At 61.2% G+C, this 25,425-nt stretch carries 23 protein-coding genes and 2 pseudogenes; 9 read left to right on the plus strand and 16 right to left on the minus strand.

The window, feature by feature from the left end:
* Positions 1-39: 39 nt before the first annotated feature.
* Complete coding sequence (locus IVA87_RS27095; protein WP_247335918.1) at positions 40-1,251, minus strand: CoA transferase; 1,212 nt, start codon at positions 1,249-1,251, stop codon at positions 40-42.
* Positions 1,252-1,266: 15 nt separating this feature from the next.
* A complete protein-coding gene (locus IVA87_RS27100; protein WP_247335921.1) occupies positions 1,267-2,112 on the minus strand; it encodes an amidohydrolase family protein in 846 nt (281 codons plus the stop codon).
* A 441-nt stretch (positions 2,113-2,553) separates the two neighbouring features.
* Between IVA87_RS27100 and IVA87_RS27105 the strand changes: the two genes are divergently transcribed.
* Positions 2,554-3,291, plus strand: coding sequence for a helix-turn-helix domain-containing protein (locus tag IVA87_RS27105; protein ID WP_247335925.1), 738 nt, complete (start codon positions 2,554-2,556; stop codon positions 3,289-3,291).
* Between the two features lie 750 nt (positions 3,292-4,041).
* On the opposite strand, the gene IVA87_RS27110 is transcribed toward IVA87_RS27105, so the two are convergent.
* The 5 genes and pseudogenes from IVA87_RS27110 to IVA87_RS27130 form a co-directional block, all read right to left on the minus strand.
* Positions 4,042-4,497, minus strand: a complete 456-nt coding sequence (locus IVA87_RS27110) for a VOC family protein (RefSeq protein WP_247335928.1) — start codon at positions 4,495-4,497, stop codon at positions 4,042-4,044.
* A gap of 17 nt (positions 4,498-4,514) precedes the next feature.
* Positions 4,515-6,277, minus strand: a pseudogene (locus tag IVA87_RS27115) (MOSC and FAD-binding oxidoreductase domain-containing protein).
* Between the two features lie 54 nt (positions 6,278-6,331).
* Positions 6,332-7,195 (minus strand): DUF427 domain-containing protein, encoded by an 864-nt coding sequence (locus IVA87_RS27120; RefSeq protein WP_247335931.1) that lies wholly within the window; start codon positions 7,193-7,195, stop codon positions 6,332-6,334.
* Between the two features lie 9 nt (positions 7,196-7,204).
* Positions 7,205-8,098 (minus strand): annotated as a pseudogene (locus IVA87_RS27125) (alpha/beta hydrolase).
* Positions 8,064-8,651: a TMEM175 family protein gene (locus IVA87_RS27130; RefSeq protein WP_247335934.1), complete on the minus strand. Its 588-nt coding sequence runs from the start codon at positions 8,649-8,651 to the stop codon at positions 8,064-8,066. Before IVA87_RS27130 ends, IVA87_RS27125 begins: the two are co-directional and overlap by 35 nt.
* Before the next feature lie 237 nt (positions 8,652-8,888).
* Between IVA87_RS27130 and IVA87_RS27135 the strand changes: the two genes are divergently transcribed.
* The 3 genes from IVA87_RS27135 to IVA87_RS27145 all read left to right on the plus strand — a co-directional run bounded on the left by IVA87_RS27135 (position 8,889) and on the right by IVA87_RS27145 (position 11,109).
* Positions 8,889-9,356 (plus strand): hypothetical protein, encoded by a 468-nt coding sequence (locus IVA87_RS27135; RefSeq protein ID WP_247335937.1) that lies wholly within the window; start codon positions 8,889-8,891, stop codon positions 9,354-9,356.
* The gene (locus IVA87_RS27140) at positions 9,353-10,348 is read left to right on the plus strand and encodes a hypothetical protein (RefSeq protein WP_247335939.1); all 996 of its coding nucleotides are present in this window, start codon (positions 9,353-9,355) and stop codon (positions 10,346-10,348) included. The genes IVA87_RS27135 and IVA87_RS27140 overlap by 4 nt, the downstream gene beginning before the upstream one ends.
* Positions 10,349-10,611: 263 nt before the next feature.
* A complete protein-coding gene (locus IVA87_RS27145; protein WP_247335941.1) occupies positions 10,612-11,109 on the plus strand; it encodes a DUF417 family protein in 498 nt (165 codons plus the stop codon).
* A 700-nt stretch (positions 11,110-11,809) separates the two neighbouring features.
* On the opposite strand, the gene IVA87_RS27150 is transcribed toward IVA87_RS27145, so the two are convergent.
* From IVA87_RS27150 to IVA87_RS27160, 3 genes are all read right to left on the minus strand, one after another.
* On the minus strand, positions 11,810-12,223 hold the full coding sequence (locus IVA87_RS27150; protein WP_247335943.1) for an MAPEG family protein: 414 nt from the start codon (positions 12,221-12,223) through the stop codon (positions 11,810-11,812).
* A gap of 96 nt (positions 12,224-12,319) precedes the next feature.
* The gene (locus IVA87_RS27155) at positions 12,320-12,805 is read right to left on the minus strand and encodes an SRPBCC family protein (RefSeq protein WP_247335945.1); all 486 of its coding nucleotides are present in this window, start codon (positions 12,803-12,805) and stop codon (positions 12,320-12,322) included.
* Complete coding sequence (locus tag IVA87_RS27160; RefSeq protein WP_247335947.1) at positions 12,802-13,119, minus strand: metalloregulator ArsR/SmtB family transcription factor; 318 nt, start codon at positions 13,117-13,119, stop codon at positions 12,802-12,804. Before IVA87_RS27160 ends, IVA87_RS27155 begins: the two co-directional genes overlap by 4 nt.
* Positions 13,120-13,344: 225 nt before the next feature.
* Between IVA87_RS27160 and IVA87_RS27165 the strand changes: the two genes are divergently transcribed.
* Entirely contained in the window at positions 13,345-14,586 is a 1,242-nt protein-coding gene (locus IVA87_RS27165; RefSeq protein WP_247335949.1) for a DUF2235 domain-containing protein, read from the plus strand.
* 468 nt (positions 14,587-15,054) lie between these two features.
* Here the strand turns inward: IVA87_RS27165 and IVA87_RS27170 are convergent, their stop codons facing one another.
* On the minus strand, positions 15,055-16,209 hold the full coding sequence (locus tag IVA87_RS27170) for a tyrosine-type recombinase/integrase (RefSeq protein ID WP_247335952.1): 1,155 nt from the start codon (positions 16,207-16,209) through the stop codon (positions 15,055-15,057).
* Between the two features lie 134 nt (positions 16,210-16,343).
* On the opposite strand from IVA87_RS27170, the gene dusA reads away from it, so the two are divergent.
* Positions 16,344-17,351, plus strand: coding sequence for a tRNA dihydrouridine(20/20a) synthase DusA (dusA, locus tag IVA87_RS27175; RefSeq protein ID WP_256466506.1), 1,008 nt, complete (start codon positions 16,344-16,346; stop codon positions 17,349-17,351).
* Positions 17,352-17,357: 6 nt separating this feature from the next.
* On the opposite strand, the gene IVA87_RS27180 is transcribed toward dusA, so the two are convergent.
* From IVA87_RS27180 to IVA87_RS27200, 5 genes are all read right to left on the minus strand, one after another.
* A complete protein-coding gene (locus tag IVA87_RS27180) occupies positions 17,358-17,912 on the minus strand; it encodes a TIGR02281 family clan AA aspartic protease (RefSeq protein ID WP_247295783.1) in 555 nt (184 codons plus the stop codon).
* Positions 17,913-17,940: 28 nt separating this feature from the next.
* On the minus strand, positions 17,941-18,144 hold the full coding sequence (locus IVA87_RS27185) for a DUF1289 domain-containing protein (protein WP_247295781.1): 204 nt from the start codon (positions 18,142-18,144) through the stop codon (positions 17,941-17,943).
* 44 nt (positions 18,145-18,188) lie between these two features.
* Positions 18,189-19,784, minus strand: coding sequence for an ATP-binding protein (locus IVA87_RS27190; protein ID WP_247295779.1), 1,596 nt, complete (start codon positions 19,782-19,784; stop codon positions 18,189-18,191).
* A 170-nt stretch (positions 19,785-19,954) separates the two neighbouring features.
* The gene (gene nhaD, locus IVA87_RS27195) at positions 19,955-21,235 is read right to left on the minus strand and encodes a sodium:proton antiporter NhaD (protein WP_247295777.1); all 1,281 of its coding nucleotides are present in this window, start codon (positions 21,233-21,235) and stop codon (positions 19,955-19,957) included.
* A 120-nt stretch (positions 21,236-21,355) separates the two neighbouring features.
* Positions 21,356-22,228 carry an NAD(P)-dependent oxidoreductase gene (locus tag IVA87_RS27200; protein WP_247335957.1) on the minus strand — a complete coding sequence of 291 codons (873 nt, stop codon included), beginning with the start codon at positions 22,226-22,228 and terminating at the stop codon, positions 21,356-21,358.
* Positions 22,229-22,425: 197 nt separating this feature from the next.
* Between IVA87_RS27200 and IVA87_RS27205 the strand changes: the two genes are divergently transcribed.
* From IVA87_RS27205 to IVA87_RS27215, 3 genes are all read left to right on the plus strand, one after another.
* Positions 22,426-22,863: a VOC family protein gene (locus tag IVA87_RS27205; protein ID WP_247335993.1), complete on the plus strand. Its 438-nt coding sequence runs from the start codon at positions 22,426-22,428 to the stop codon at positions 22,861-22,863.
* A 52-nt stretch (positions 22,864-22,915) separates the two neighbouring features.
* Positions 22,916-24,052: an Mrp/NBP35 family ATP-binding protein gene (locus IVA87_RS27210; RefSeq protein ID WP_247281409.1), complete on the plus strand. Its 1,137-nt coding sequence runs from the start codon at positions 22,916-22,918 to the stop codon at positions 24,050-24,052.
* Between the two features lie 205 nt (positions 24,053-24,257).
* Complete coding sequence (locus IVA87_RS27215) at positions 24,258-25,346, plus strand: TRAP transporter substrate-binding protein (protein WP_247295773.1); 1,089 nt, start codon at positions 24,258-24,260, stop codon at positions 25,344-25,346.
* Positions 25,347-25,425: the final 79 nt, after the last annotated feature.

A 25,425-nucleotide genomic window follows, 5' to 3' on the forward strand; every position in this document is an offset into this window, starting at 1 on the left:
CTGAATTCGCGGACCGAGACATTCGCCCCTCGATGTTCGTCATGCTTGTGCGATGGCGCCGGCGCGGCGGAGCGCATCGATCTCGCCGTCGGACAGGCCGAGATATTGCGACAGCACTTCGCCATTGTGCTGACCGAGACGCGCGGACGGGATGTAGTCCGGCGCCGCTGTATCATGCAGCACCAGCGGACTGCGATGAACGAGGATGTCGCCGTATTCGGGATGGGCGATCTCGCGCAGCATGCCGCGGGCGTGGAGATGCTTGTCTTCGGTCACCTCGCGCAGGTCGCGAACCGCGGCGCAAGGAACCCGGTTGGCGCGGCAGAGCTCGGTGATCTCGTCGCGCGTGAGCTGCGAGGACCAGTCGGACACCATCTGGTCGGTCAGGTCGATGTGCTTCAAACGGTCAAGCACCGTCTTGAAGCGCACGTCATCGGCCAGTTCCGGCCGCCCCATCGCGCGCGTCAGTCCAGTCCAATGGGATTCGTTGACGCTGATGATGGCGACGTAGCCGTCGGATGCGGGGTAGACATTATAAGGCGCCTCGGCCAGTCCGCCGTGACGGTTGCCCGTGCGGGGAGCCGCCGCCTTGCGATTGAAGACATCGGCCAGATTCGAGGCCATTGCCGGGTAGACGGTCTCGACCATCGCGATCTCGACCAGCCCGCCGCGGCCGCTCTTCTCGCGGTCGTAGAGCGCGGTGAGGATGCCCGCGTAAAGATGCACGCCGCTGATGAAGTCGGTGATAGCCGGGCCGGCCTTGACCGGCGGACCATCGGAAAAGCCCGTCACGCTCATGATTCCCGACACGGCCTGCACCGTCAGGTCCATCGCCAGATTGTCGCGGCTCGGACCCGACAGGCCGTAGCCGGTGGCCGATCCGTAGATCAGCCGCGGGTTGATGGCGCTGAGCGCGGCGTAGCCGACGCCCAGTCGATCGAGCACGCCGGGCGCGTAGTTCTCAATCAGCACATCGGCCTTCGCGGCGAGCTCCTTCAGGATCCTGACTCCATCAGGCGACTTCAGGTTCAGGCTGATGTTGCGCTTGTTGGCGTTCAGCATCGCGAAGGGGACGGCGTTGCCCTTGCTGATGCGGGCGCGATGACGCACCGGCTCGCCGTTTGGCGGCTCGACCTTGATGACGGTCGCCCCGGCCTGCGCCATCAGGAAGCCGGCATACGGACCCTGATACACCTGGCCGAGGTCGATGACGATCACGCCGTCGAGCGGCAATGTTTTGTTATTGTCCAATTTGTCCCGGTCCTGTCAGAAATTGTAGAGCCGCGCCGGATTGGCGATCAGGATCTTTCGGCGGGTGGCCTCATCAGGTACGCATCCGTGCAACAGACGAAGCAGGTCCTGGAGGTCGGGCATCGTCTCGGCGCTGTGGCCGACGTGGGGCCAATCGCTGCCCCACACGACCTGGTCGGGCCCAGCCTGAACGATGGCGCGCATGTAGGGCGCCGTGTCCGCATAGGGACGGCCGATGCGCGTGTTGCGGTCGGCACCGGATATCTTGGTCCAGTAACGCCCGGTCTTCAGCCGGTCGGTGAAGGCCCGGAAATCCGGGTGCTCGTGGCCCTTGTCAGCCATCGTCCGTGACATGTGGTCGATCACGTAGTCGAGTGGCAGCTTCTCGAGTTCGGCCGCGGCGGCGGCCAGATCCGAGCTCTCGATCCAGAGCTGGGCGTGCCAGCCGCGCTCCGCGATGCGAGGGGCGAGCTTGACCAGATCGTCGTAGCTGGTGCCGAGCGTCGAGACTGGCTTGCCGTCCTGCCGGATCATGGTCACGCGCACCGCCTTGAAGCCGGCGTCGGTGAGTTCATCGAGCCGCCGATCCGAGACGTCAGGCCGCAGGATCGCGACGGCGCGAAGCCTGTCGGGGTAGCGACGCAGCGCGTCGTAAGTGACGGCGTTGTCGTCTCCCGAGCCGACCGCATGGACAATGACACCACGCGTAATGCCGAGCTTGTCCCAAATGGCAAAGGCGTCTTCGATGGTGAACGGCTTCGCGGCGGTAAATCGTCCCTCGTCTCCCTGCGGAAAGCGATCGAAGGGGCCGTAGATGTGAAAATGACAATCGCAGCTGCCTTCAGGCAATCTGTAGTCCATGCAAGCAAATCCCTGTTCGGTCCTAATGTTGCCGGCGTGGCCCGGTCAGCGTCACCGACGTGAATGCAACGGTCGGCATCGAGGAGAATGGTCGCGAGGAGGTTCAACTTGGCGACGGGACGCCCGCGCAGCGGCCGATCGACATCAGTCGATCGCAGCATTCGATTCCCGACTCCATGACGTTCTCCCTGCGCCCACCGGTGGGTGGGACGTTGTGTTTTTTGAGCGGCTATGACGCCGAGGCCTTGTCGACCGGGACGAACACTAGGAGCGGCGCGGCTCAGAGTCCATCCATTACATATATGTAGTTCTACTTCCATATATATGGAAAAAGTGGTTGCGAATGAGGCCGGAGAATTGGTAGTGCTGCGCAACGCTCGGGGACCGCTTTATCGAGGAGCCGTCCCAGAGCGGGGAAAGTTTTCCACATACGTGAAAGTGATGGATTCCAGCATCAAGTCGGCCAAGCGGATCTTCGAAGTCCTCGAGTACTTCGAGGATGTGAAGCGCCCGATCTCACTCAAGGAAGTCGCGACGAAGTGCGACTATCCGACGTCCAGTGCCGCGGCCTTGCTGAAAAGCATGGCGATGCTCGGATACCTGTTCTACGACAGCTACAATCGCACCTATATGCCGACGATGCGCATTGCGCAGATGGGCCGATGGCTGGACACCGGGCTCTTCGGCGACAGCGCCATCCTTGCCTTGGTTGATTTCGTTCATGGGAAGCTCGACGAGCTTGTAAGCATCAGCACACAATCTGATCTGCATGCTCAGTACATTCACGCCCTGCAAACCAGCAAGCGCCTGCGCTTCGAAGTTAAACCCGGTGATGTCCGGCCGCTTGCGATCAGCGGAATCGGACGCACGCTGCTCAGTGGTCATACCGACGTCGAGATTGAACGGCTCCTGCGCCGCATCAATGCCGTTTGCCCGCCGGAAGAGCACTTCGAACTGAAAGCGTTGATGAAGATAATTAACGGCATCCGGCGCGACGGCTACATGTTTTCAAAGCACATCATCGTCCAGGATGCGGGTGTGATTGCAGTCCTGCTGCCAAAGCGCGACTTTGGACGCAATCTGGTCCTCGGTGTCGGCGGGCCGGTCTCCCGTCTTGAGGAGCGGCAGGACGAAATCATAGCTTGTATCCGCGAAGGTGTTGCGCGGTTCCTGGCGTGAACTCGGATGATGGGCGCGCTCAGAGACCTTGAATGAACACTCGCGTTCGCCGCGACCCCAGATTCAGCCTTGAGCCCGCACCGAACCAAGAAGAGGGCGTTTTCTGGCGCGGAGCTTTCCTCCACTGCTGCCGGACGGCAACGGGACGGGCACCTTTCTGTCTTTGACGGTATCTGAAATCTCCGTGCCTGTGAGCCTGTATCAGTCTTGGATACGCAAGCGAGGGGCGATCCTGTCGATAGACCCCAATAGGTAGCGGAATTGCCAGCGCTTCGGGTCGATGAATTTTTCCTGTGAATTCAAGAGCAAAAATTTGCAGCGGGTATACCGGCGGCATTGGTCCGTCGGAGTTGAGAATTTCTTCTTAGAAATCAATGACGAGCCGGCGTGCTAAACGATTGAGTGGGAGTAGTGGTAACGGCTGCTACCGCGTGGTTTGGCGTACGTTTTGTTGAGGGCAGTCCTCCACTTCCTTTCATAGCCGGGCACTCTCCAAAGTTGTGACTTTCATTTAACCTGATCGCGGTCAGACTTTCATCTTGCTTTCGCCAGGTGCGTACTGTGGCGCATTGCAACGTGCAGAAAGGTCGGAGCTTGGGGCCCAAGGCTCAGTTGAAGGGAGGCAGCTCTCGGCGCAAGCCGGTCGTTCGGCCGGTCCCGGATGTCTCAGAAGGGCCATGAGGGCGTGTCGGCATTCGGCAGCGCGTCCTGATGGGGCTATCAGCGATTGGCTCGGGGCTCGACAATTCCCTACGAATTTCGGTAGCCCCGTTCCTGCAGCACCCAGCGATTGCCATCTGCGTCCGAGAAGTCAGCGAAACTTGCGTAATCCCTGCGCGCAGGGTCGAGCCCCGCCGCAAAACCTCCGTTCCAGGCGTCAATGGGAGACTTGTGCCGAATTGCACTGACCGCGACACCGCGTTCTAGCAGGCGCCTCCGCGCTGTCTCGAGGTCGGTCACCACGAGGTAGATATTGCGTAGAGATCCGGGGAGTGCATCGGTCAGTCCCTGACCGATTTGGATCGAGCAGCCGGAGCCCGGCGGTGTGAGCTGCACCACGCGGAAAGAATCGCTCGGCGCATAATCGACATCAAGCGCAAAGCCAACCTGATCGACGTAGAATCGCAGCGCACGATCAATATCGCTTACAGGTAATGTGATGACCTCAACTGAGTACTTTACGACCTCAGTATTTTTTGTACTCATCGCCTGACCTTTCCAAATCATAGATCGATAACGATGTCGCCCGTCGGCCGCGAGCAGCAGATGAGCAGGTTGCCTTCCGGCGGCATGTCGAGCGGCTGCAGTTCATAGGCGACCGTGCCTGATATCAGTCCGCTTTCGAGTTGTGGCAGACGCCGGTCCGGCACGACCAGCGCACCGGTACGTCGCAAGCCTCGGCGAGATCCAGAATATTTTGATAGGCCGAAGCGTTCCAGTGCGCGGCGATGCCGCTGCGCGCGAACGAGACCATGGGGCCGGTATCGGCATCGTCGGCAGGCGGATGCGGCGCGGAGGACGCTCCGCTGACGATGCCTGGATTGAGCGACTCGCCGCCACTGAAGATTTCGATGCGTTGGCGCTCCGGCGCCACGCCATAGGCGGTCAGCTCCACTTTCATGTCCGTCATGAAGCGATTGGGCCCGCAGATGTAGACATCGGCCTCTCGCGGCATGCTTACCGCATCGAACGCCGATCGCGACAGGTGACCGGCCGCGTCAAAATCCTCGCCCATCCTGTCACGCGGGCCGGGCCGGCTGTAGCAGACATAGAGGCGGCCTTGCGGGAGCGCGCGAATCAGGCGGCGGACTTCAGCGGCAAAGGGATGGTGCTGCTTGTCGCGCGCCGCATGCAGCCACAGGATCCGCCGTGTCGAGCGCGCCTCCGCCAGCGCGGACAGCATCGCCAGCACCGGCGTTGCGCCGATCCCCGCGCTGAGCAGCACCACGGGCCGCTCGCCGGGTTGCAGCAGGAAGCTGCCGCGTGGCGTCGAAACGTCGATGATATCGCCTGTTCGGACATGGTCGCGCAGATAGGCGCCCGCAGCTCCGTTCGGCTCGATCTTCACGCTGATCCGATGCCGCTCCGTCGAAGGCGGACCCGATAGCGAGTAGCTGCGGAGCAGGGGCGGGCCATCGCCGGCCGCTCGCAGGCGCAGCACGACATACTGACCGGGCTGTGCTGGCGGCAGCAGCCGGCCGTCCGGATCGCGCAACGACAACGAGAGCACGTCGGCGGACTCCTGATCGATCGCGGCGATTGCGAGCCGGCGAAATCCTGGCGCGACCGGATGTGCGGCCGACGCAGGCGCGAGCCCCGCATTACCGCCTGCGCTGCCGGTCGCCTGGCCCTTGAGCAAGGCCTCGAACGACCAGCGCCATCCCGGCGAAAGCGCTCCGATCCGCAAGGCGCGCTCGAGGCGGTCGCGCGGATGCTCCGACGAATAGAGCAGGGCGTTGATCTCGGCGACGGTCATGCGCTCCTCCGCCTCGCCGACCTTGACGATCGCGTCGCCGGCACCGACCTCGCCCTCGGCGAGGACGCGGAAGTAGAAGCCCGGCCGTCCACTCGAGGTCAGCAGGGCCGGCATCCGCGGCTCGCCGACCCGGATGCCTACGCGATAACAGGTCACGCGTGGCTGCGTGACCTCGAACTGCGCGCTGCCGATGCGGTAGCGGTCGCCGATGCATACGGCGTCGTCCGGCAGGCCTTCGATCGTGAAGTTCTCGCCGAACTGGCCGTGGACGAAGTCGGTCCGCTGTAACTGATCCTGCCAGTGGCGATAGGATTCGATCTGGTAGACGAACACGGCGCGCATCTCGCCGCCATGACCGGCGAGGTCGCCCTGGCCGTCACCGGCGACATTGAGCCGGCCGACCTTGCAGCGGCCCTGCACCGGATCCTTCCAGATCCCGGTGTGCACCGTACGGCCCTTCCACGCGATGTCGCGCGGCAGTCCGACATTCACCGACAGCAGTCGCGCCATGTTCTGCTCCGCTTGAGATGGGTCTGCCTTGCGGCACGGGTTGCGCGTGGCTGCTCACGCGCGGGCGAACTCTTCGACATCGAGGTTGCGGTCGGGGCCGTGCGGCACCACAGACTGGCCCGGCTCGAGACGCAGCTGAACGCCGTCGAGATGGACCGTGACCACGTCAGGCTCGAACGAGACCAGGTTGGCGATGCGGCGCACCTCGGGATAGGGGTCGGGATATGACCAGGCCGCCTGACGCGTGTCGCCGATGGAGAAGTAGCTGCACAGCCCCTTGTAGGGGCAGAAGGTCTGCAGCTTCACCGGCGCGAGCGCCGCTTCGTCGATGTCCTCGCGCGGAACGTACCAGCGCGGCGCAAAGCCGGACTCGTAGAGCACCAGCGGCCGCTTGGTGTCAGCGACGAGGCGGTCGCCGTGGCGGACCACGAGATTGCGCGAGGCCTGGCGAATGTCGATGCGGTGGTAGGGATCGGCGGCGTGACCGACGATCCGCTCGTCTTCCTCGTAGAACGCATCCATCGCCCGCCAGGCGAAGGCGATGCGCCCCTGCAGATCGCTGGCGTGGGCCGGCAGGCCGGTGTGCTGCCATGCCCCGCGCGCCGCAACGTGCTGCGCGTCGGCGCGGACGTTGTACCAGGCGGTTGCTCCGAGATCGGCGTGTTGGGTGACTTGCTCGGCGCGCTCGAGGACGCCGGGCGCGATATCGGCCTCGGGGAAGTAGGCGACCGGGTAACGGGCCGGCTCGAACAGGAGCAGCACGTTTTCGCTGTCGCCGACCCAGGCGCCGCCGAAACGCACCCGCATCCGCCGGCGCAGCCGCTCGACATAAAGCAATCGCTTCGGCAATGGTTCGGGCAGGAGGAACCGGCCGACCGCGCCCGGTGACAGCGGGCCTTGTTGCCAGGACAATCCCATGAGTTTCTCCTAATGCTCGAGGCCCTGAGACATTTTATGTTGTCCCGCTTGGTCACCCAAGAAATCGTTGATGACTTTCGCGATTTCAGTGCAGTGCGTCTCCAGCGCGAAGTGGCCGGTGTCGAAGAAGCGAACCTTTGCGTCCGGAATGTCTCGCTTGAACGCTTCGGCGCCAGACGGGAGGAAGAACGGATCGTTCTTGCCCCACACCGCCAAAAACGGCGGCTTATGTGTCCGGAAATATCGTTAGAATGAGGGATACAGCGCGACATTGCTTTTATAGTCGCCCAGAAGGTCGAGCTGAATTTCATCTGCTCCGGGACGAGCCAAGTAGTAGTTGTCAAGGTTTCGGCCGTCCGGCGATGCGATCGTGGGATCGGGTACGCCCTGCGCGTACTGCCAGGCCGTCGTTTCGGGTGTGAGAAATGCGCGAAGCGCTCTCCGGTTCGCTTGCGATGAATTCTCCCAGTACGCTCGGATCGGGGTCCACCCGTCACTGAGACCCTCTTCGTAAGCATTACCGTTCTGTGAGACGATCGCTGTGATCCGCTCCGGATGACGGACGGCCATTCGAAAGCCGGTCGGCGCACCGTAATCGAAAACATAAAGAGCGAAGCGATCGAATTCGACTATCTCCGTAAAGCGCTCAATCACCCGAGCGATGTTCTCGAATGTGTAAAGAAACTTCTCTCGCGCTGGCATCTCAGATTGGCCGAAGCCGGGAAGGTCCGGCGCGATCACGTCGAACCTTTCGGCAACAAGCGGGAGCAGATCGCGGAACATATGGCTTGCGGTCGGAAAACCGTGCAAGAGAAGCAGCTTCGGCGCGCCCGCATTCCGCGCTTCGCGGTAGAAAATCCTGATGCCGCTAACTTCGACTGTCTTGTATCTGACCGGACTCATCAGCCGCTCCTATTATTCGCGCTGGACTCAGGTAAACGAATAGACAAAGGCAGATCAGCACCATGCCTGCGATCGGATAGCGAAGCGCTGCGATTCCTGCGGCGGCGAACACCGCCAGCGTCGCAAACGAGCGCATACGCATCATCGATCGGACTCCCGGCTCAACCTTGTGAGGCGCGGACCTGTCGACGGCCTCGAGGCACAGCAGCAGATACGTTAAATTGACCAGGAAGAAATCGCCCGCATAGAACGCGACGGCGGCGGCGCTCAATCGAGTGGTCGCGATCCATGCGGTGGCGAACGGGATCAACGAGACGGCGAACAGATGCGCAAAGTTTCCCCAAATTAAGCGTTGTGTTGCAGCATCGGGAAATCGCAATAGGTGATGGTGGTTTACCCAAACGATTGCGATGAATAGGTAGCTTATCGTGTAGCTGATTGCGGTTGGCCATAGTTTCAACAATGCTCCAAAGCTGGCCTCCCTTGGAGGGTGTAGTTCAAGCACCAGAATCGTGATGATCACGGCGAATACCCCATCGGAAAAGGTGTTCATCCTATCCGGCGTGGCTGTCTCTCTATTCGCCATCGCCGCGCATCCTGGACACTTGATCACGGCAGGTTAGCCGCTTGCCCGAGTATCCGGCCAAGAATGCTTTTGGAGCCATGCGCCTGATCTCGTGGAACTTTCTTCTTCTTGGCATCGCTGGCGTGTGTTAAATTGCTCGGCAGCCAGAAGATATCCTACTCCCCGCTGTACGCGGTCCTCGTTGGAGCCAGCGTTGGAGTGATCATGGAAATGGTGAGTCAGTTGACGGATCGGGTGCTGTTGCTGGGACCGCTTCAGGTCATCCACAATGGTGTCCCTTCGAACCAGCCGCCTTCGCGTAAAGTCCGGGCCCTTCTTGGGTATCTCGCAATGTCGCCGCGCCCTGTCACCCGCGAAAAGCTGTGCGAGTTGTTTTGGGACGTTGCGGACGACCCACGCAGCGAGTTGCGCTGGTGCCTTTCCAAGCTACGCTCCCTCCTGGACCGGCCGACGAAGAAGCGGATTGTTGCCGACCGCAAGCAGGTTTGGATCGATATAGGTTCGCTCGATGTCGATGCCCAATCTGTCACGCTGCGGATGCAGAAGTCTCTGACAGCATCACCAGCGACATCATTTTTGGTTTTGCGAAATTGCGAAGCTTCAGCGTTATTGCCCGAGGAACGGCTTTTTCACTGCGCAGCTTGCCTCCAGGAACGGCAGCCGCCCTGGTGAATGCGGAATACGTGGCGTCCGGCCATTTGCGACGGGATGGAAAAGGCTATGTTGTTTCGGTAGAATTGATCGACCCCAAGAGCGATCGCATCTTCTGGGTTGACGAGTTCAGTTGCAATGCCGATGACTCCTACGCCGTACCTCCCTTGCTGGCCGCGCGCATCATAACGGGTCTTGACGCGGAGATTCATGTCATTGAACGAAACCGCGCGCTGCTCATGCCGCCAGCTTCGCTCGATGCATGGCAGGCATACCATCGAGGCCTGGCCAGCATGTCTCGCTTCACGAGGGACGGTAACCTCGAGGCTCAGCACTTTTTCAACAGAGCGATAGCCCGCGATCCAACTTTCTCGAGAAGCTATGCGGGATTGTCTTTCACGCATTTTCATAACGCCTTTCATCTGAACGTGCGTGAATCAAAACGCGAGATAGCTTTGGCATTGGAGACTGCCGAGCAAGCGCTCCAGGCAGATCCCAGCGACCCGGCGGCACATTGCGCCGGTGGTCGGGCAAAATGGCTCGCGTATTCCCACGAGGGCGCCGTCGACGGCCTCAATCGATCCATCGATTTAAGTCCAAACTACGCTTTCGCTCACTACTCTCTTGCATTTGTGCAATGCCAGACGGGCTCTCCCGAGAGCGCAATCGCTGCTGCGGATATCGCGGCTCGTCTCAGCCCGTTCGATCCGATGATGTTTGGAACCTATAGGGTGCGGACGTTCGCGCTGCTTCGTCTCGGCAAAGTTCAAGAGGCAGCTCAATGTGCCAAGCTTGTTGGGCTAAATGCCGGCGATCATGTTCATGCGCATGCAGTGTCGGCGCTGACACTTGCGGCAGCCGGACGACTAGACGAAGCGAGCGCAGAGCGTCGAAGCATCAGCGATCTTCGGCCGGATTACAATTTCAGGCAATTCACAGGGGTCCTTCACATGCTCGACGATCTTACGGATGTTTATCGAAGTGCCGCGAAGTTGCTAGAGATCCCCCAGTAAGGCACGGTCAACTCAGCACGCTGCAACGAAGAGAAACAAACAGGGGTTCTCTAAGACGGGGAATTAGCCGCGCTGGCTAAGACGCCGCGATCTGCGCTAAACGCCGTCGTATGGCTTGTCGATGTAATATTCCCAACATAACCTGCACAAAATCGTGACCCTTCATCAGCGGCGCCACGCGTAACGAGTCGGCGGAGCCCGCGTACAGAGTGTAGCTGTGACGCGGTAGATCGCAGCGTGCCAACTGGCTGTGAGGGGATCTGATGAAGGAAATGTTCAATATAGCCGAGAGCGGCGCGGGATCTTATCGATTCCTGGCCATCTTGCGGTGGGTCATGGTCATCATATTCGTGTCGTTCGGAATGCAGAAGTTTACGCCGCAATCGGCACAAGGAATCGCGCAGTTCATAACCAATAGCCCCTTCATTTCTTGGCTCTCGGTGCTCGGCTTGAGGGGCGAGGCATACTTCTTGGGAGTTGCGGAGTTCGTCATCGCGGCTCTCTTGATCGGAGGTGCGTTCAACGCACTTCTTTCAGCCATGGGTTCACTTCTTGGCATCATTACGTTCGCGATTACATGGTCTTTTTTCTTTACGACGCCAGGCGTCGTGAAGTGGAGCCTTTCGACCGATCCGATGGCCTGGAATCTGGCAGGAGAGTTCCTGTTCAAGGATATTGTCTTGCTATGCGTCTGTGTCGTTCTGTTTCTAGCGTCATTGCCACGAGCAGGGACGTGGTTACGCACCAAATCGTCGCCGTAGGGCCCTCAACGCGACGGGGCGAGGAGTGAAAGCCCGCTGTTGGGTCTTCAACTGTGTCAACAAGGGACCGCTTCTACGTGTCGACTATGGGGCCACGAACCGAACTGACGGAGCGGGCCGCTTTTAATGCGAAGCGGACTATGCCCGACACACAGTGGTGGGAGTGGACGGCGCGCGGGGCCAAGGCGCTTTCCTGATCTCTGACGATATCCGAGGCTCTGTGCCAGTGCGAGGCAATGTCAGTCTTAGTCACGCACGCAGCGGGCCACCCGGTCGATAGACTCCGATTGATCGCGGAATTGCCAGTGCTTCATGAGGTGCAAATGTTTCTGTGAATTCAAGAGCAGAAAAATGCGGCGGTGTATACCGTCGGCATTTGTCCGTCAGAGCTAGAAAGTTGTGCTTGCAAAACCACGAAACGTCCTTCGAAATGATTGAATGGGCGCGACAGTGGCGTTGCGGCGGATAACCTAGAATACCATAGAGTACTCTGGCGTAGTTCGCTCCTTCGATCGACAGCGATTGATCTCGAACGCTCGCGGTCATCTTTTATTCGCGCCCGAGAGCGGGTACGCGCAGGGCGATCTCTCAATGAACATGCATCGCGTTTGAGAGACTCGAATTTGACCTCACCAATTTTCGACGAGGCTCAGGTTTCGCCTGCAGGGAGACGCAACCGGTGGATTGGGCTCGCGATGCCTCAGTAGACGGCTACCCCGCCGGTTACGACAATAAGGATCACCGTGACCAACGCGCCTGAGACATAGAGAATGGTTCTTACGCTGCCGCCTTTCGCCGCGTTGCCGCCGCGCAAATAGATCACCAGATGAATCAGGCGGATTACGACATAGCCCCATACCAGTGCCGCCAATGTGGTCGGCCCGACACCTACAATCATCGCCAGTACGGCCGGCACGACGAAGGGGGCAAGCGCCTCCACAGAATTCATGTGTACACGGTCGATGCGATAGAGGAGGTTTCCATCATCGGCCGGTAGCACTGGACCGGAGAGTGCCCCAGCACGTCCTTTGGACGATCCCGAATAGATCGCCAAAAGGATGGACAGAAGGCACAGCGCGAGCACTCCAATGATGCTCAGAGTGTAGGCTTCCATGCTGATCTCCGTCATTCTGCATGGATCGCGATGTCAATCGGACAGGGCGATCCCGGAAAGTGCTTGCCTCTGTCCGACAGATCCAATGTGCGTCTGTCAGGCTGCGCGTCCGAACAGGTCGGCATAGCGTTGCAGATACAGCGGCCAACCCTGGTCGCCGCCAACCCCGTCGCGCACGCGTTGCCAGCCATCGCCATGGCGGTCCAGCTCCCGATGCTCAAGCTCGACGCGGGTCCGATGTGGCGTCTCGGCGGTGAACCGGACTTCCCATTCACTGGTCTTTTCCGGATCGGTCTCGATCTGCCATCGTGGGCTGATGTCCCAACTCAGCAGTACCCGGTTGGGCGGCTCGTAGGCCAGGACGCGTGCCCAGCGGCACTCGCTGCCGTCGACCCCGCGGTCATACACGTGGCCACCGACGCGGGGCTCGAAAACCGTCTCGGCAATCGGGACGGAGAGTAAGTTGTGCTCGCTGGGCTTGAAACTACCGAATTGCTCGGTGAAGACCTTGAAAGCGTGCTCAATCGGCGCCTCGACCACGACAGACTGCTTCACGGGCGCGGGTGATACATGCGTGTTCATTTTGACTCCCTTGGCGGTTGCTCGACGGCGACCTTGTAGGCCGCCAGCGTTTTGCTCCAGAACCGGTCAAGCCAAGCACGCATCTGACCAAGCCCGTGCGGATCGATGTGATAGACGTTGCTCGCGCCTTTTGGCTCCGCGCGGACTAGGCGTGAGTCGCGCAGCACTTTCAGATGCTGGGAAACGGCTGACTGCGAGACCGGAACGTGCCGGGTGATCTCGGCGACCGAGCGCGGACGCTCCGCGATCAGCTCGAAGATCGTGCGGCGGGTCGGGTCACCCAGAGCGGTCAACTGTGTGCTATCAGCAGTCACCACTTATGATTAGTATAAACTGATTATTATGTCAAACGCGCTGCCATCCCCGCTGGCCTCCGTGCGCACCTTGCGCAGTCCGAAGGTGCAGCCGGAAGTCATCATCTACATCGTCAGCAGGCCCATGGCCCGACCGCGCTCGGATAGACCGAACCATGCTACCAGGAGCTTCACCGTCGCCGAGTAGTTTGCGCCGGCAGAAATTATCATTTGAAGGAGGCCGGTATGCCTAAGAACATCCTGGTCTTCGCCGACGGCACAGGAAACGAGGGCGGCCTCTTGCCGGACGAGAGCCGCACCAACGTCTATAAGCTGTACCGGGCGACGAGGACGGGCCCTGACTCAATCATCGACCCCAAGAAGCAGCTCGCACTATACGTCCCAGGTATCGGGACGCCGGCGCCGAGGCACGACAACGGCTGGGACCGTCTCAAGGAGACGGTTCAGCAGATGTTCGCGTTCGGAATCACGGGGAAGATTATCGATTGCTACGTGGCGATCATCGGCGTGTGGGAGGCGGGAGACCGCATCTATCTGTTCGGCTTCAGCCGCGGTGCCTACACGGCCAGATGTCTCGCGCACGTGCTTGAGCTCTGCGGCGTTCCGCGGAATGAGCGGAATGGCGAATCCATCAGCCTCGATCCCAAATCGTTGCGGCGGGTTGCCAAGGAGGCGGTCTCTTGCGTTTGTCGGCTCGGAATGCCACGGAGCCGGGAGGAAGTGGACAAGAGAGCGGAGCAGTTTCGGTCTGCCTACAAATCGGAAGTCGGACTCTGGGCCGGTGCTTCCCCCTATTTCATCGGGATCTGGGATGCTGTCGCTGCGATTGGCTGGCAGCGCTTCTTCCCCGACTGGGCCTATGACCGGCATTTCACCTCGGACGTCCAGTACGCGCGTCATTTGCAATCGATCGATGAAGGCCGAAAGGACTTTAAGCGGGTGCCATGGGGAGGGAGCGGGACCGTCAAGTGGCCCGACAGGCAGGACGAGCCGGAACAGTTCGATCAAATTTGGTTCGCAGGTAACCACGCGGACATCGGTGGAAGCTATCCTGAGAACGAGTCTCGGCTGTCAGACATCACGCTCGAGTGGATGGTGGAATTCATCGCCGATAAGATTCCTGAGGCTGGTCGCGTGATCGTCGACAAGAGCCTGCTGCGGCTTTATCCATCGGCCGATGGAATGATGCACGACGAACGCATGGTTGGGATTGGCGGGACTGCGCTCCATTGGTCGAAAGCGGTCCGCGCTGTGACAGACACCGCGCAACTTCACGAGTCGGTCTATGATCGGCTCGCGATGAAGTCGGTGCGCAACTACACGAGTTTCGGTCCGTACAGGCCCGCCGCTTTGCGAAATCATCGAAGGGCGAAAGTGTTCTTCGAACCGACCTCGACGCAGAAGGGCCCCCGCACCGGCCAAAGCTCTCAAGATCAAACGCAAACGTCTGGGCCAACTGCGACCTGAAGAAACAATAGTTAGGCGCAGGGTAGTCGAGTCGGTGAATCACGAGTTAATTTTCCGGCAAATTTCGGCGCTTGCCGATTCCCCGACTCAGTCTATGACGCCTTCGTCGCACGAAAAAAGCGGGTGCACGGATGCAAGATTCGAACGACATCGAGAGCAACGGGATACTTCGGGAGCGCGTCCTGCCCTTGCTGGTCGTGGGAGCCAGCGTGTTGGGCGGAAGCGCTGTTTTACTAATCCAGGCGCTACCGCCAATACTTCATGGGTTTCCGTAGGGGCAGAAACGGCTTTCGAGCGGTACCGGGCCAAATTTTAACCGCGAAGAAGCGTCCAACAAAACGTCCAACAAGAGAATTAGCCCGCCGTCGCATGGAATTACAAAGAAAAGTCGTCAGAAATATCTCCGTCGGAGCCGCTTCACCTACTCCAACTCGGTCTACCGCTCACTGGAAGGTGCGCCATCGCCCGTCACCCCGCAGTCGGATCCAACCACCTGGTTGCGAAATCCTCGGTAGAGACGTGCTTCGGTGAAGCGCGGACAGCATTGGTTGAGCTTGTCAGCACTGAGAACCACTTCCACCCCGCATATTTGTCACCGGTTTGACGCAAGTGTGTGTAGCGCTTGAGACTTGACCAAGAACGATGACCCGACACCGCAGCTACCTGCGGAATATTCCGGCCGATTTCGAATAGTCTAGAAATACCATCGTGACGAAGATCATGCAGATGCAAGTCAATGATTTCCAGGAATCGGCACGCGCGCGTGAAATTAATTCCAATGGTGTCGCCGCAATACGGAAAGATTTCTTCGCGCCTTTTCGGCATTGAGAGAATGATCCGAAGCGCTTCGGGCGGAAGATCGCACCATACGTCATTCCCGAACTTCTCACCGGGGTTCTTCATATCCCGGACCAAAACACGACTTCCTTCCGCATCAAGATCCTTCCAAGAGATCCGCGTAATCTCCTCTAGGCGGCGCGTTGAAAACATTGCAAAGCCAATGATCTTCTGCATCGGAATGGAGGAGGGTCGGCGCTTCAGCCGCTCTCCGAAGTATTCGAGGATTTTGTCGAGCTCTTCGAGCGTCGGACGCCGATCACGCTCACGACTCTTGCTCGCAATACCGAGACGCTTCGCGACTACAAAAGCATCCTTCATTGCGGTTTGATCGAGTGGATATGCCCATGCCGGCTTTGCCACGGCAAAGACAGCGCCCAAATGTGAAAGATAGTTGCCGACTGTTGATGGAGCGACATTGACTATCAGTTCATTGGCAAACGCCACGACGTCGGTGCTTGTGATTTCGGAGCATCTCTTGTTCGCGATGTCGTAGTTCTTGATCGCTCGCAGAACCTGCGCCTTCGTGCGTCCAATCTTCCTTATTGATTCATCTGTGTAGCGGTCGATAACAGCAGTTAGCGTAGGGTCCGGCGCTTCGAGACGTTCGAGCGCGCCGGGCTTGGCAAGTTCCTTCTCCCGTTTTTCGAGCCAGGCAGAGGCAGCTTGCCGCCGGTCAAAGGTCCGATTTTCTCGATGAACGATTTTACCGGCTCGCTTGATGAGAAGCTGGGCTTGGTAGCCCGTAGAGCCATCGCTTCGCTTGCGTGGTACGACTGTCCCCATCGTGGAGGCTCCATTTTCGGTACTGCATGGACGTCTTCGGTACTGCGCGGCAGTACTGAGGGTACCAAAATGGAGGAAAATGGCTAAAAAACGAGCTACAACAAGAAATTCAAGAATGTCCCTAAGTGACTGAAATGGCCGAAAAAACTACGAAGTTCTACGATTTTCGCTTCTCCGTCGCGCCAATGATGGATTGGACTGACCGGCATTGCCGGGTGTTCCACCGTCATCTGACGCGGCGGGCGCTGCTTTATACGGAGATGCTGACCACCGGCGCCATTATCCATGGCAACCGGGAGCGGTTGCTTGGGTACGACGCGTGCGAGCATCCGGTGGCGCTTCAGCTTGGCGGGTCGGATCCGCACGACCTCGCGCTGGCCGCGCGGATCGGCGAAGGATTTGGTTATGACGAGATCAATCTCAATGTCGGCTGCCCGTCCGATCGCGTCAAGGACGGCCGTTTCGGCGCCTGCCTGATGGCGGAGCCGGAACTGGTGGCGCGGTGCGTTGAGGCCATGAAGCGCGCGGTCGCCGTTCCCGTCACGGTGAAGTGCCGTATCGGGATCGACGACCAGGACCCTGAAGTGGCGCTCGATACGATCGCGCGTGCGGTGGCGGCGTCCGGCTGCGATGCGCTGATCGTGCATGCCCGCAAAGCCTGGCTCACTGGCCTGTCGCCAAAGGAGAACCGCGACATCCCGCCGCTCAATTATGATCGCGTCTATCGGCTCAAGCGCGCGATGCCTGCTGTGCCTGTCATCATCAATGGCGGCATCCCAGGCATCGAGGAGGCCAAGGCGCATCTTGCCCACGTCGACGGTGCGATGCTCGGCCGCGCCGCCTATCAGGAGCCGTGGCGGCTGCTCAGCGTCGATACCGACATCTTCGGCGACGCGGCGCCGCACGCGTCGATGCAGGACGCGCTCGAGGCGATGATGCCCTATATCGAAGAGCAGCTCGCGCGCGGCACCCGGCTGCACGCGATTACGCGACATTTCGTCGGCGCGTTCCACGCCGTGCCCGGCGCGCGCGCCTTCCGCCGCCATCTTGCCGAGCAGGGGGTGAAGCCGGGCGCCGGTCTCGACGTGCTGCGCGAGGCGATCGCGCATGTCGGTGCACGCGTGCCAGCGGAGGCGGCGTAGAGTTGTCTAGTCGGCCGCGATCCGCGAGCGGCGGGGGCTGCTCTGGAGCTCCGGATAACCTGTCAGCATCAGCGTGTCCGCGCGCACGCCCCAGCTTTCCAGGCGGTCGAGGAAGCTCATGCCGAGCAGATTGGTCTTCATCTGGCCGCGTTGCACGACCAGGGCCGGCACCGACTTCTCGACCAGCTTGCCGACGGCGAGACGGTCTAGCGTGAGCCGTGCCGCCTTGGTGTGGCCGCCCGCGGTCTCCAGGTCGACATCGTATTCGAGCATCTCGAGCGGCAGCCCGATCGCTTTCGCGGTTTCCCAGGTCAGCACCACGGAAGTTGCACCTGTATCGATGACCATCGGCGCAGTGACGCCGTTGATCTTCGCACGCAGCGCAAATTCGCCACCCTGGCCGCGCGGGATATGCACGGCGGGGGCCGGGGCGGCGGTCTGCGCCCGGAAGATGTGGGAAACCTTGTGACTGGCACGCACGATCTGATCGGGATCGCCATAGGCGACGACGGCGCCTGCGGTGCCGGCGAGCATGAGGAGAACGAGCAGGACGCGGATCATTGCGCGCCTCCAGAGGCGTTCGTGCCGATCAGGTACGCTTCGGCAATACTGCGATCGGCGCGAGTCCTGCCTGATTCATGCGCGCCGGCAACAGCGCCATGACCGCCAGCCGTTCCGCGCTGTGCATGGCGTGCCAGCGCGCGATCTCCGGCAAGGTCCGGCCGCAGCCGAAGCAAAGCTTGGTCTTGGGATCGATTATGCAGACGGCGACGCACGGCGTTTCTTTGCTCATGCGGATATTGTGAGGGATCGTCGGGCATTTCTGCAAGCATCTCGTTAAGAGCCCGTGCCTGCGCTCATGATCGGCTTGTGGCGCGGCCGGCGCTTCTCGTCCGGAATGAGCGAACTCTCGGGCTGAAGCGGCGGAGAATCATCCGACAGCGGCGCCAGCGCGCTCATCACGCGCTCCGGAGGGAAGGTGACGATCACCTCGGTGCCGATGCGCAGCTTCGATTTCAGAGTGAACGTGCCGCCATGCAGGTCAATCAGATTCTTGGCGATGGGCAGGCCGAGGCCTGCGCCCTGTTCGGCCGACTTGATCGAGTTGGAGCCCTGGCCGAACGAGGCGAGCACGACCGGGATCTCGTCCTCGGGGATTCCGGAGCCGGAATCCCTCACCGAGAGATATTGTCCGCCCGAAGCGGTCCACCCCGCCTTGAGCCAGATCTCGCCACCCTGCGGCGTAAACTTGATCGAGTTGGAGAGCAGGTTGAGCACGACTTGGCGGATCGCGCGCTCGTCGGCCCAGAGCCGCGGCATGGCCTGCTCGAACACTTCGTGGATCGTGATGCCACGGCTCGAGGCGCGCAGCTTCATCAAATGATGGCAGTCGGCGACGATGCCGACCAACGACACGGCTTCCTCGTTGAGCTCGTAGCGGCCGGCTTCGATCCGCGACAAATCGAGGATCTCGTTGATGAGGTTGAGCAGGTGCACGCCGGAATTATGGATGTCCGCCGAGTACTCCTTGTAGACGGGCACCGCGTGTGCGCCAAAAATCTCACTCTTCATCACCTCGGAGAAGCCGAGGATGGCGTTCAGGGGCGTGCGCAGTTCGTGACTCATCTGCGCAAGGAAGCGCGACTTGGCGACGTTGGCGGATTCGGCGCGGTGGCGCGCTTCGTCTGAGATGGCCTTGGCCTGTTCGAGTTCGCCGATCAGCGCGTCCTTCTCGGCGCGCGCCTCGAGCGTGGCGAAGGTCGAGGAGTGCAGGCGGTGAGCCAGCAGGACGAAATAGCCTTCGGCCGCCAGCGCGAGTGCCGCCAGGACGTAGTTGTCCAGGGAGCCGGTCATCACGAAGCTCAGCGCCATTGCGACAGCGACCGGCGCGGTGGCGGCAAGGGCAGCGATCGGCAGATTGGCGGCCAGCATGCTCGATACTGCGATCACCAGCAGCATCAGGAACATCATCAGCGATTCCGTGACCATGTCGAGCACCGGGTGGATCAAGATCGCCATCCAGCACAGGCCATAGAGCAGGTCGAGCACGACGAAACGCGTTCGCCATGCGCGCGTCGCGGCCGGAGAGGTGGGCTCTGTCAGGAACCGCCGGCAACTGCGGATCATCGCACTGTGGATGCAGAGCATGCCCGCGGTCCAGGCCGCCGCCGGGATCGGCTGCAACCAGAGCCCGAACAGCACGCCGGTGGCGACCACCAGCAGCATCACCACATAGGAAGCCGACAGCCGCGTCTGGGCATATTGACGCAACATCTCGGCGTCGAACGCCGGCCGGGTTCCGCTGGTCGACGTTAACTTGTCGCGGGCCTCGCGTACCCGCTGCGCCGCAGCCCTGCGGCTGCTCGCCGATGGAGCGCTCACCGGCTCGGCCGGAAGCTGCACAACCTCAGGCTTTTCAGCGGGGTTACTCATCAAGCAACACGATTCCTGCCCACGCCGGACGCGGGCCTTCTGCATTGTCTATCTCTGGCAAGAAATCCTTAAGAGGTGCCTTAAGGAGCTAAAGAATTACGTTAACGCCTGATTAAGAAACGCCTTCCGTGATGGGAACCGGCACTGGCGAGGGCGTCACGACGGGCAGATCAATGCAGCAGCGAGTGCTGCGCGATGTAGACCAGTGCACCCGCGAGGTAGCCCACGAGCGCGGGACCCGCGATGCGGCGGGCGTACCAGAAGAACTCGATCTTCTCGAGCCCCATCGCGGCGACGCCTGCGGCCGAGCCGATGATCAGGATCGAGCCGCCGGTGCCGGCACAATAGGCGATGAATTCCCAGATGAAGCTGTCGGGCGGATATTGCGCCAGATTGTACATGCCCATCGTCGCCGCGACGAGCGGCACGTTGTCGATGATGGCGCTCAACAGGCCGAGCAGGATGACGATGATGTCGAGACGGCCGACAGTTGTGTCGAGCCATTTAGCCAGCAGCTCCAGGATGTGGGCGTGCTCCAGGCACGCGACGGCTATGAGAATGCCGACGAAGAACACAATGGAGCTCATGTCGATGCGCGTCAGCGCATGGACGAGGGTGAGGGGGCGACGCGCATCCTCGTCCTTGTGGCGGTGAACGATCTCGCCCACCAGCCAGAGGATGCCCAGCCCGAACAGGATCCCCATGAAGGGGGCGAGGTGCGTCACGGCCTTGAACACAGGAACGGCGACCAGCGTACCGAGGCCGAGATAGAACATCAGATTGCGCTCGAACACCTCGACCTTGAGAGCCTGCGCTTGCCGCTGCGGCGGCGGGACGATGTCCTTCCCCTTGACGGAGTAGCCAATGATGAGCAGCGGGATCAGCAGATCGAGCAGGGACGGCAGGAACACCGCTCTCATGATGCTGACAGGCGTGATCTGCCCTCCAATCCAGAGCATCGTGGTCGTGACGTCGCCGATCACGGTCCAGGCACCGCCCGCATTGGCCGCGATGACGATGAGAGAGGCGAAGAGCAGGCGGTCGTTCTTGTTGCCGATCAGCTTTTGGATCAGTGAGATCATCACGATGGTTGTCGTGAGATTGTCGAGGATCGCGCTCAGGAAGAACGTCACGAAGCCGATGATCCACATCAACGTGATCTGCTTCGTGGTGCGGATCACGGACGTGATGACCTCGAAGCCATTGTGGGCGTCGATCACCTCGACGATCGTCATGGCGCCGATCAGGAAGAAGACGATCTGGGCGGTCGAGGAGACGGATTCGTCGAGCTGGTGGTTGACAAGGGATGCGTCGCCCACGGACAGCGCGTAGATGGTCCAGAGCAGGCCCGCTCCCAGAAGAGCCGAAGCGCTCTTGTTGATGCCGAGCGGGTGTTCGAGCGCGATCGCAGCATATGCAACGATGAAAACGGCGGCTATCACGCTCAGCAAGTCAGTCCCCCCGGAGATTAGTTCTTTCACCCAATGCGCTTGTCAGGCTTTGATGCGGCATGGCGCCGCGTCAAGGCGGGTGACGGCCGCAGCTGCCCGGCCGCGACCGCCTCGCGCTCCTCAGCGTTGCAGGCGCGCGAGCAGGCTCGATGTGTCCCAGCGCTTGCCGCCCATCTTCTCGACTTCGGCGTAAAACTGGTCCACGAGTGCGGTCACCGGCAAAGTGGCGCCGTTGCGGCGGGCTTCCGCCAGCGAGATCGAGAGGTCCTTGCGCATCCATTCCACCGCGAAGCCGAAATCGTACTTGCCCTCGTTCATGGTCTTGTAGCGATTTTCCATCTGCCAGGACTGCGCAGCCCCTTTCGAGATGGTCTCGATCACTGCGGCGACGTCGAGACCACTCTTCTTGGCGAAATGGATACCCTCGGAAAGACCCTGCACCAGGCCGGCGATACAGATCTGGTTGACCATCTTGGTCAGTTGGCCGGAACCGGCGGGCCCGAGCAGTTTGCACATCCGCGCATAGGCCCCCGTGATGATCGGCTCGGCGCCGGCATAGGCGTCCTCCGCGCCGCCGCACATCACCGTCAGCACGCCATTCTCGGCGCCCGCCTGGCCGCCGGAGACCGGTGCATCGATGAACCTGAAACCGGCCTTGGTCGCGGCCGCATCGAGTTCGCGCGCGACTTCCGCCGAGGCGGTGGTGTGGTCGACGAAGGTCGCACCCTTCTTGATGCCGGCAAACGCGCCGTCGGGGCCGATTGTGACCGCGCGCAGATCGTTGTCGTTGCCGACGCAGCACATCACGAAATCCTGGCCTTCAGCGGCGGCCTTGGGCGTCGCTGCGGTCTTGCCGCCGAACTTGTCCGCCCACTCCTTCGCCTTCGCCGCGGTGCGGTTATAGACGGTGACCTCATGGCCCCCTTTTTTCACGAGGTGTCCGGCCATGGGGAAGCCCATGACTCCAAGACCGAGGAAAGCGACTTTTGCCATGTATGGGACCTTGTCCGTAGTTTGGGTTTTACGGTTCTTGCCGGGCGAGCAGGGCGCCTGGTTCCGCCGTGAGGGCGGATTGGGGCGCACCATAAACCCTTGAGGCCAGAGGGCAACGGCTTCGTTTGGCGGTCCCCTGTGCTAGGATGGCCGACCTCAAGGACTTCAAAAAAGGGAGCGAAGGCATGGACATGGGTTTGGGCGGCGTGAGCGTGGGCGTGCTCGATCATTTCAACATCCGAACCCGGAAACTGGCGGAGACGGTCCGCTTCTACGAAGACGTGCTGGGCCTGGAAAATGGTGCCCGGCCGAATTTCGCCTTTCCGGGCGCCTGGATGTACAGCGAGGGCAAGCCGGTGGTGCACCTCGTCGATATTTCTCCGACCGCCGAGCCACAAAAGGCGGATTCCGGCGTTGTCCACCATGTCGCCTTCGTCAGCCGCGGCTTCGACGCCATGAAGCAGCGGCTCGCATCCAAGGGGATGAAGTTCGAGTCCCGCCAGGTGCCCGGCGGCGACCTCTGGCAGATCTTCGTCCACGATCCCAACGGGGTCATGATCGAGCTGAACTACGAGGCGGCCCGGGAGCAGGGAGCCGCGCCCGCGGAGATGGCCGACGATATCGGCAGGCAGTAGCCTTTTGGGCGTTTCCGCTCTAATGGGGCATCTTGAAATCAGGAGATGCGCTTTGAGCGTGACGCAGCAACAGGTTCTCGACAGCCTTGGCCGGATCAAGTCGCCGCGCGGGGTCGCGCTCACCAACGCCAATGTGCTGAGCGCAATCAGCGCCTCCGACGGCAAGGTGTTCTTCTCGATCAATGTCGATGCCGCCGAGGCGCGAGCCTGGGAGTCCATCCGGGCCGAAGCGGAAGCCGCTGTGCGCGCCATTCCCGGCGTCACCACCGTGATGGTGGCGCTGACCGCGGAGCGCAAGCCGGGCTCCGCGCCGCCGCCACCACCGCAGCCGAGCCGCGGCACGCCCGGCGTGCAGCCGGCCCACGCCCATAAGCCGCCGCAGGCCGGCCAATCGCCGATGGCGCGGCAGTCTGAGATCCCGGGCGTTGCCGCCGTGATCGCGGTGGCCTCCGGCAAGGGCGGGGTGGGAAAATCGACCACCGCGCTCAATCTGGCGCTCGGCCTGCGCGACCTCGGCCTCAAGGTCGGGCTGCTCGACGCCGACATCTACGGCCCCTCGGTGCCGCGGCTGACCGGCCTGCGCGACAAGCCGGAGCTGAACGACGAGCGCAAGATGATTCCGCTCCGGCGCTTCGGCCTCGCCATCATGTCGATCGGCTTTTTGGTGGAGGAGGAGACCGCGATGATCTGGCGCGGCCCCATGGTGATGTCGGCGGTGACGCAGATGCTGCGCGACGTCGAATGGGGCAAGCTCGACGTGCTGGTGGTCGACATGCCGCCTGGCACCGGCGACGCCCAGCTCACGCTGGCTCAGAACGTGCCGCTGAAGGGCGCCGTGATCGTCTCGACCCCGCAGGACCTGTCTCTGATCGATGCACGGCGGGGGCTTGCCATGTTCAAGAAGGTCAACGTGCCCGTGCTCGGCATCGTCGAGAACATGAGCTACTTCCAGTGCCCGCATTGCGGCACCAAGTCGGATATATTCGGCCATGGCGGGGCGCGGCACGAGGCGGAGAAGCTCGGAGTACCGTTCCTGGGCGAGATCCCCCTGCACATGGCGATTCGCGCCACCTCGGATGCCGGCAATCCCGTCGTCGACAGCGAGCCGGACGGACCTCATGCGGCGATCTACCGCGCCATTGCAGGCCAGGTCCGGGACCAGCTCAAGGGTGTGATCGCCGCGGCCTGAACCGGTCGCCACGGCAAGCTCCGGGGACATGCGACTTTCGTAGAGTCCCGTCATGCCATTGTCGCGTTCCGCAAGCGGGGCTTCCGTGTTAAACGCCCACGGCAGTCAAGCCCCTTCGGTTCGACGCGGCCTTCACGCGTCGCCGGAATGAGCGGCGGCAAAAGAGAAGTTGAGGGGAAGCGCCCCAGCAAGGAGAGAGATGAAGATGAAGCGTCGTGAATTTCTTAAAGTGTCGGCAGCGGGCGCGGCGGCAACCGCGGTGGCCTCGCCGGCGATCGCGCAATCCTCGCCTGAGGTGAAGTGGCGCCTGACTTCGAGCTTCCCGAAGTCGCTCGACACCATCTATGGCGGCGCCGAGCAGGTGGCAAAGTATGTCGCCGAGATGACCGACAACAAATTCCAGATCCAGGTGTTTGCGGCCGGCGAGCTCGTCCCCGGCCTGCAGGCGCTCGATGCGACCTCCAGCGGCACGGTGGAGATGTGCCATACCGTGTCCTACTACTATGTCGGCAAGGATCCGACCTTCGCGATCTTCGCCTCGGTGCCGTTCGGCCTCAATGCGCGCCAACAGAATTCGTGGCTCTATCAGGGCGGCGGCAACGAACTCGCCAACGAGTTCTTCAAGAAGTCGAACGTGGTCGGCTTCCCCTGCGGCAACACCGGCACCCAAATGGGCGGCTGGTTCCGCAAGGAGATCAAGACGGTTGCCGACCTCTCCGGCCTGAAGATGCGCATCGGCGGCATTGCCGGGCAGGTGCTCCAGAAGGTCGGCGTGGTGCCGCAGCAGCTCGCTGGCGGCGACATCTACCCGGCATTGGAGAAGGGCACCATCGACGCGGCCGAGTGGGTCGGTCCCTACGATGACGAGAAGCTCGGCTTCGCCAAGGTCGCCAAGTACTACTATTATCCGGGTTTCTGGGAAGGTGGTCCGACCGTCCACGCCTTCGCCAACCTGGAAAAGTGGAATGCGCTGCCGAAGAACTATCAGGCGATCCTCACCAACGCGACGGCCAATGCCAACACCTGGATGGCCGCGCGTTACGACATGCAGAACCCATCGGCGCTGAAGCGTCTCGTCGCCGGCGGCACCCAGCTTCGTCCCTTCACCAACGAGGTGCTGGAAGCCTGCCTCAAGGCGACCAACGAGCTTTGGGCGGAAGTCTCGGCCAAGAACCCCGACTTCAAGAAGTCGATCGACGCCATGCAGGCCTATCGCTCCGACGAATATCTGTGGTGGCAGGTCGCCGAATATACCTACGACAGCTTCATGATCCGCTCCCGCACGCGCGGCTGATCTACGGCTTAAGTCGTAAGACGGATCGCCCGGCCTCGCTCGCGAGGCCGGGCTTTTTCTTTGCCGCAGTGCGATCGGG

The sequence above is a fragment of the Bradyrhizobium sp. 147 genome (assembly GCF_023073935.1).
In the GTDB taxonomy this organism is placed as follows: Bacteria; Pseudomonadota; Alphaproteobacteria; order Rhizobiales; family Xanthobacteraceae; genus Bradyrhizobium.

What these genes read in the sequence shown, in the direction of transcription:
- IVA87_RS27170 (WP_247335952.1), bottom strand. Translation starts at nt 16,209, where the DNA reads ATGGGGACAGTCGTACCACGCAAGCGAAGCGATGGCTCTACGGGCTAC.
- IVA87_RS27190 (WP_247295779.1), bottom strand. Translation starts at nt 19,784, where the DNA reads ATGAGTAACCCCGCTGAAAAGCCTGAGGTTGTGCAGCTTCCGGCCGAG.
- IVA87_RS27130 (WP_247335934.1), bottom strand. Translation starts at nt 8,651, where the DNA reads ATGAACACCTTTTCCGATGGGGTATTCGCCGTGATCATCACGATTCTG.
- IVA87_RS27155 (WP_247335945.1), bottom strand. Translation starts at nt 12,805, where the DNA reads ATGAACACGCATGTATCACCCGCGCCCGTGAAGCAGTCTGTCGTGGTC.
- IVA87_RS27165 (WP_247335949.1), top strand. Translation starts at nt 13,345, where the DNA reads ATGCCTAAGAACATCCTGGTCTTCGCCGACGGCACAGGAAACGAGGGC.
- IVA87_RS27150 (WP_247335943.1), bottom strand. Translation starts at nt 12,223, where the DNA reads ATGGAAGCCTACACTCTGAGCATCATTGGAGTGCTCGCGCTGTGCCTT.
- IVA87_RS27105 (WP_247335925.1), top strand. Translation starts at nt 2,554, where the DNA reads ATGGATTCCAGCATCAAGTCGGCCAAGCGGATCTTCGAAGTCCTCGAG.
- IVA87_RS27185 (WP_247295781.1), bottom strand. Translation starts at nt 18,144, where the DNA reads ATGAGCAAAGAAACGCCGTGCGTCGCCGTCTGCATAATCGATCCCAAG.
- IVA87_RS27145 (WP_247335941.1), top strand. Translation starts at nt 10,612, where the DNA reads ATGAAGGAAATGTTCAATATAGCCGAGAGCGGCGCGGGATCTTATCGA.
- dusA (WP_256466506.1), top strand. Translation starts at nt 16,344, where the DNA reads ATGGCCGAAAAAACTACGAAGTTCTACGATTTTCGCTTCTCCGTCGCG.
- IVA87_RS27120 (WP_247335931.1), bottom strand. Translation starts at nt 7,195, where the DNA reads ATGGGATTGTCCTGGCAACAAGGCCCGCTGTCACCGGGCGCGGTCGGC.
- IVA87_RS27215 (WP_247295773.1), top strand. Translation starts at nt 24,258, where the DNA reads ATGAAGCGTCGTGAATTTCTTAAAGTGTCGGCAGCGGGCGCGGCGGCA.
- IVA87_RS27100 (WP_247335921.1), bottom strand. Translation starts at nt 2,112, where the DNA reads ATGGACTACAGATTGCCTGAAGGCAGCTGCGATTGTCATTTTCACATC.
- IVA87_RS27180 (WP_247295783.1), bottom strand. Translation starts at nt 17,912, where the DNA reads ATGATCCGCGTCCTGCTCGTTCTCCTCATGCTCGCCGGCACCGCAGGC.
- IVA87_RS27110 (WP_247335928.1), bottom strand. Translation starts at nt 4,497, where the DNA reads ATGAGTACAAAAAATACTGAGGTCGTAAAGTACTCAGTTGAGGTCATC.
- IVA87_RS27200 (WP_247335957.1), bottom strand. Translation starts at nt 22,228, where the DNA reads ATGGCAAAAGTCGCTTTCCTCGGTCTTGGAGTCATGGGCTTCCCCATG.
- IVA87_RS27135 (WP_247335937.1), top strand. Translation starts at nt 8,889, where the DNA reads ATGGAAATGGTGAGTCAGTTGACGGATCGGGTGCTGTTGCTGGGACCG.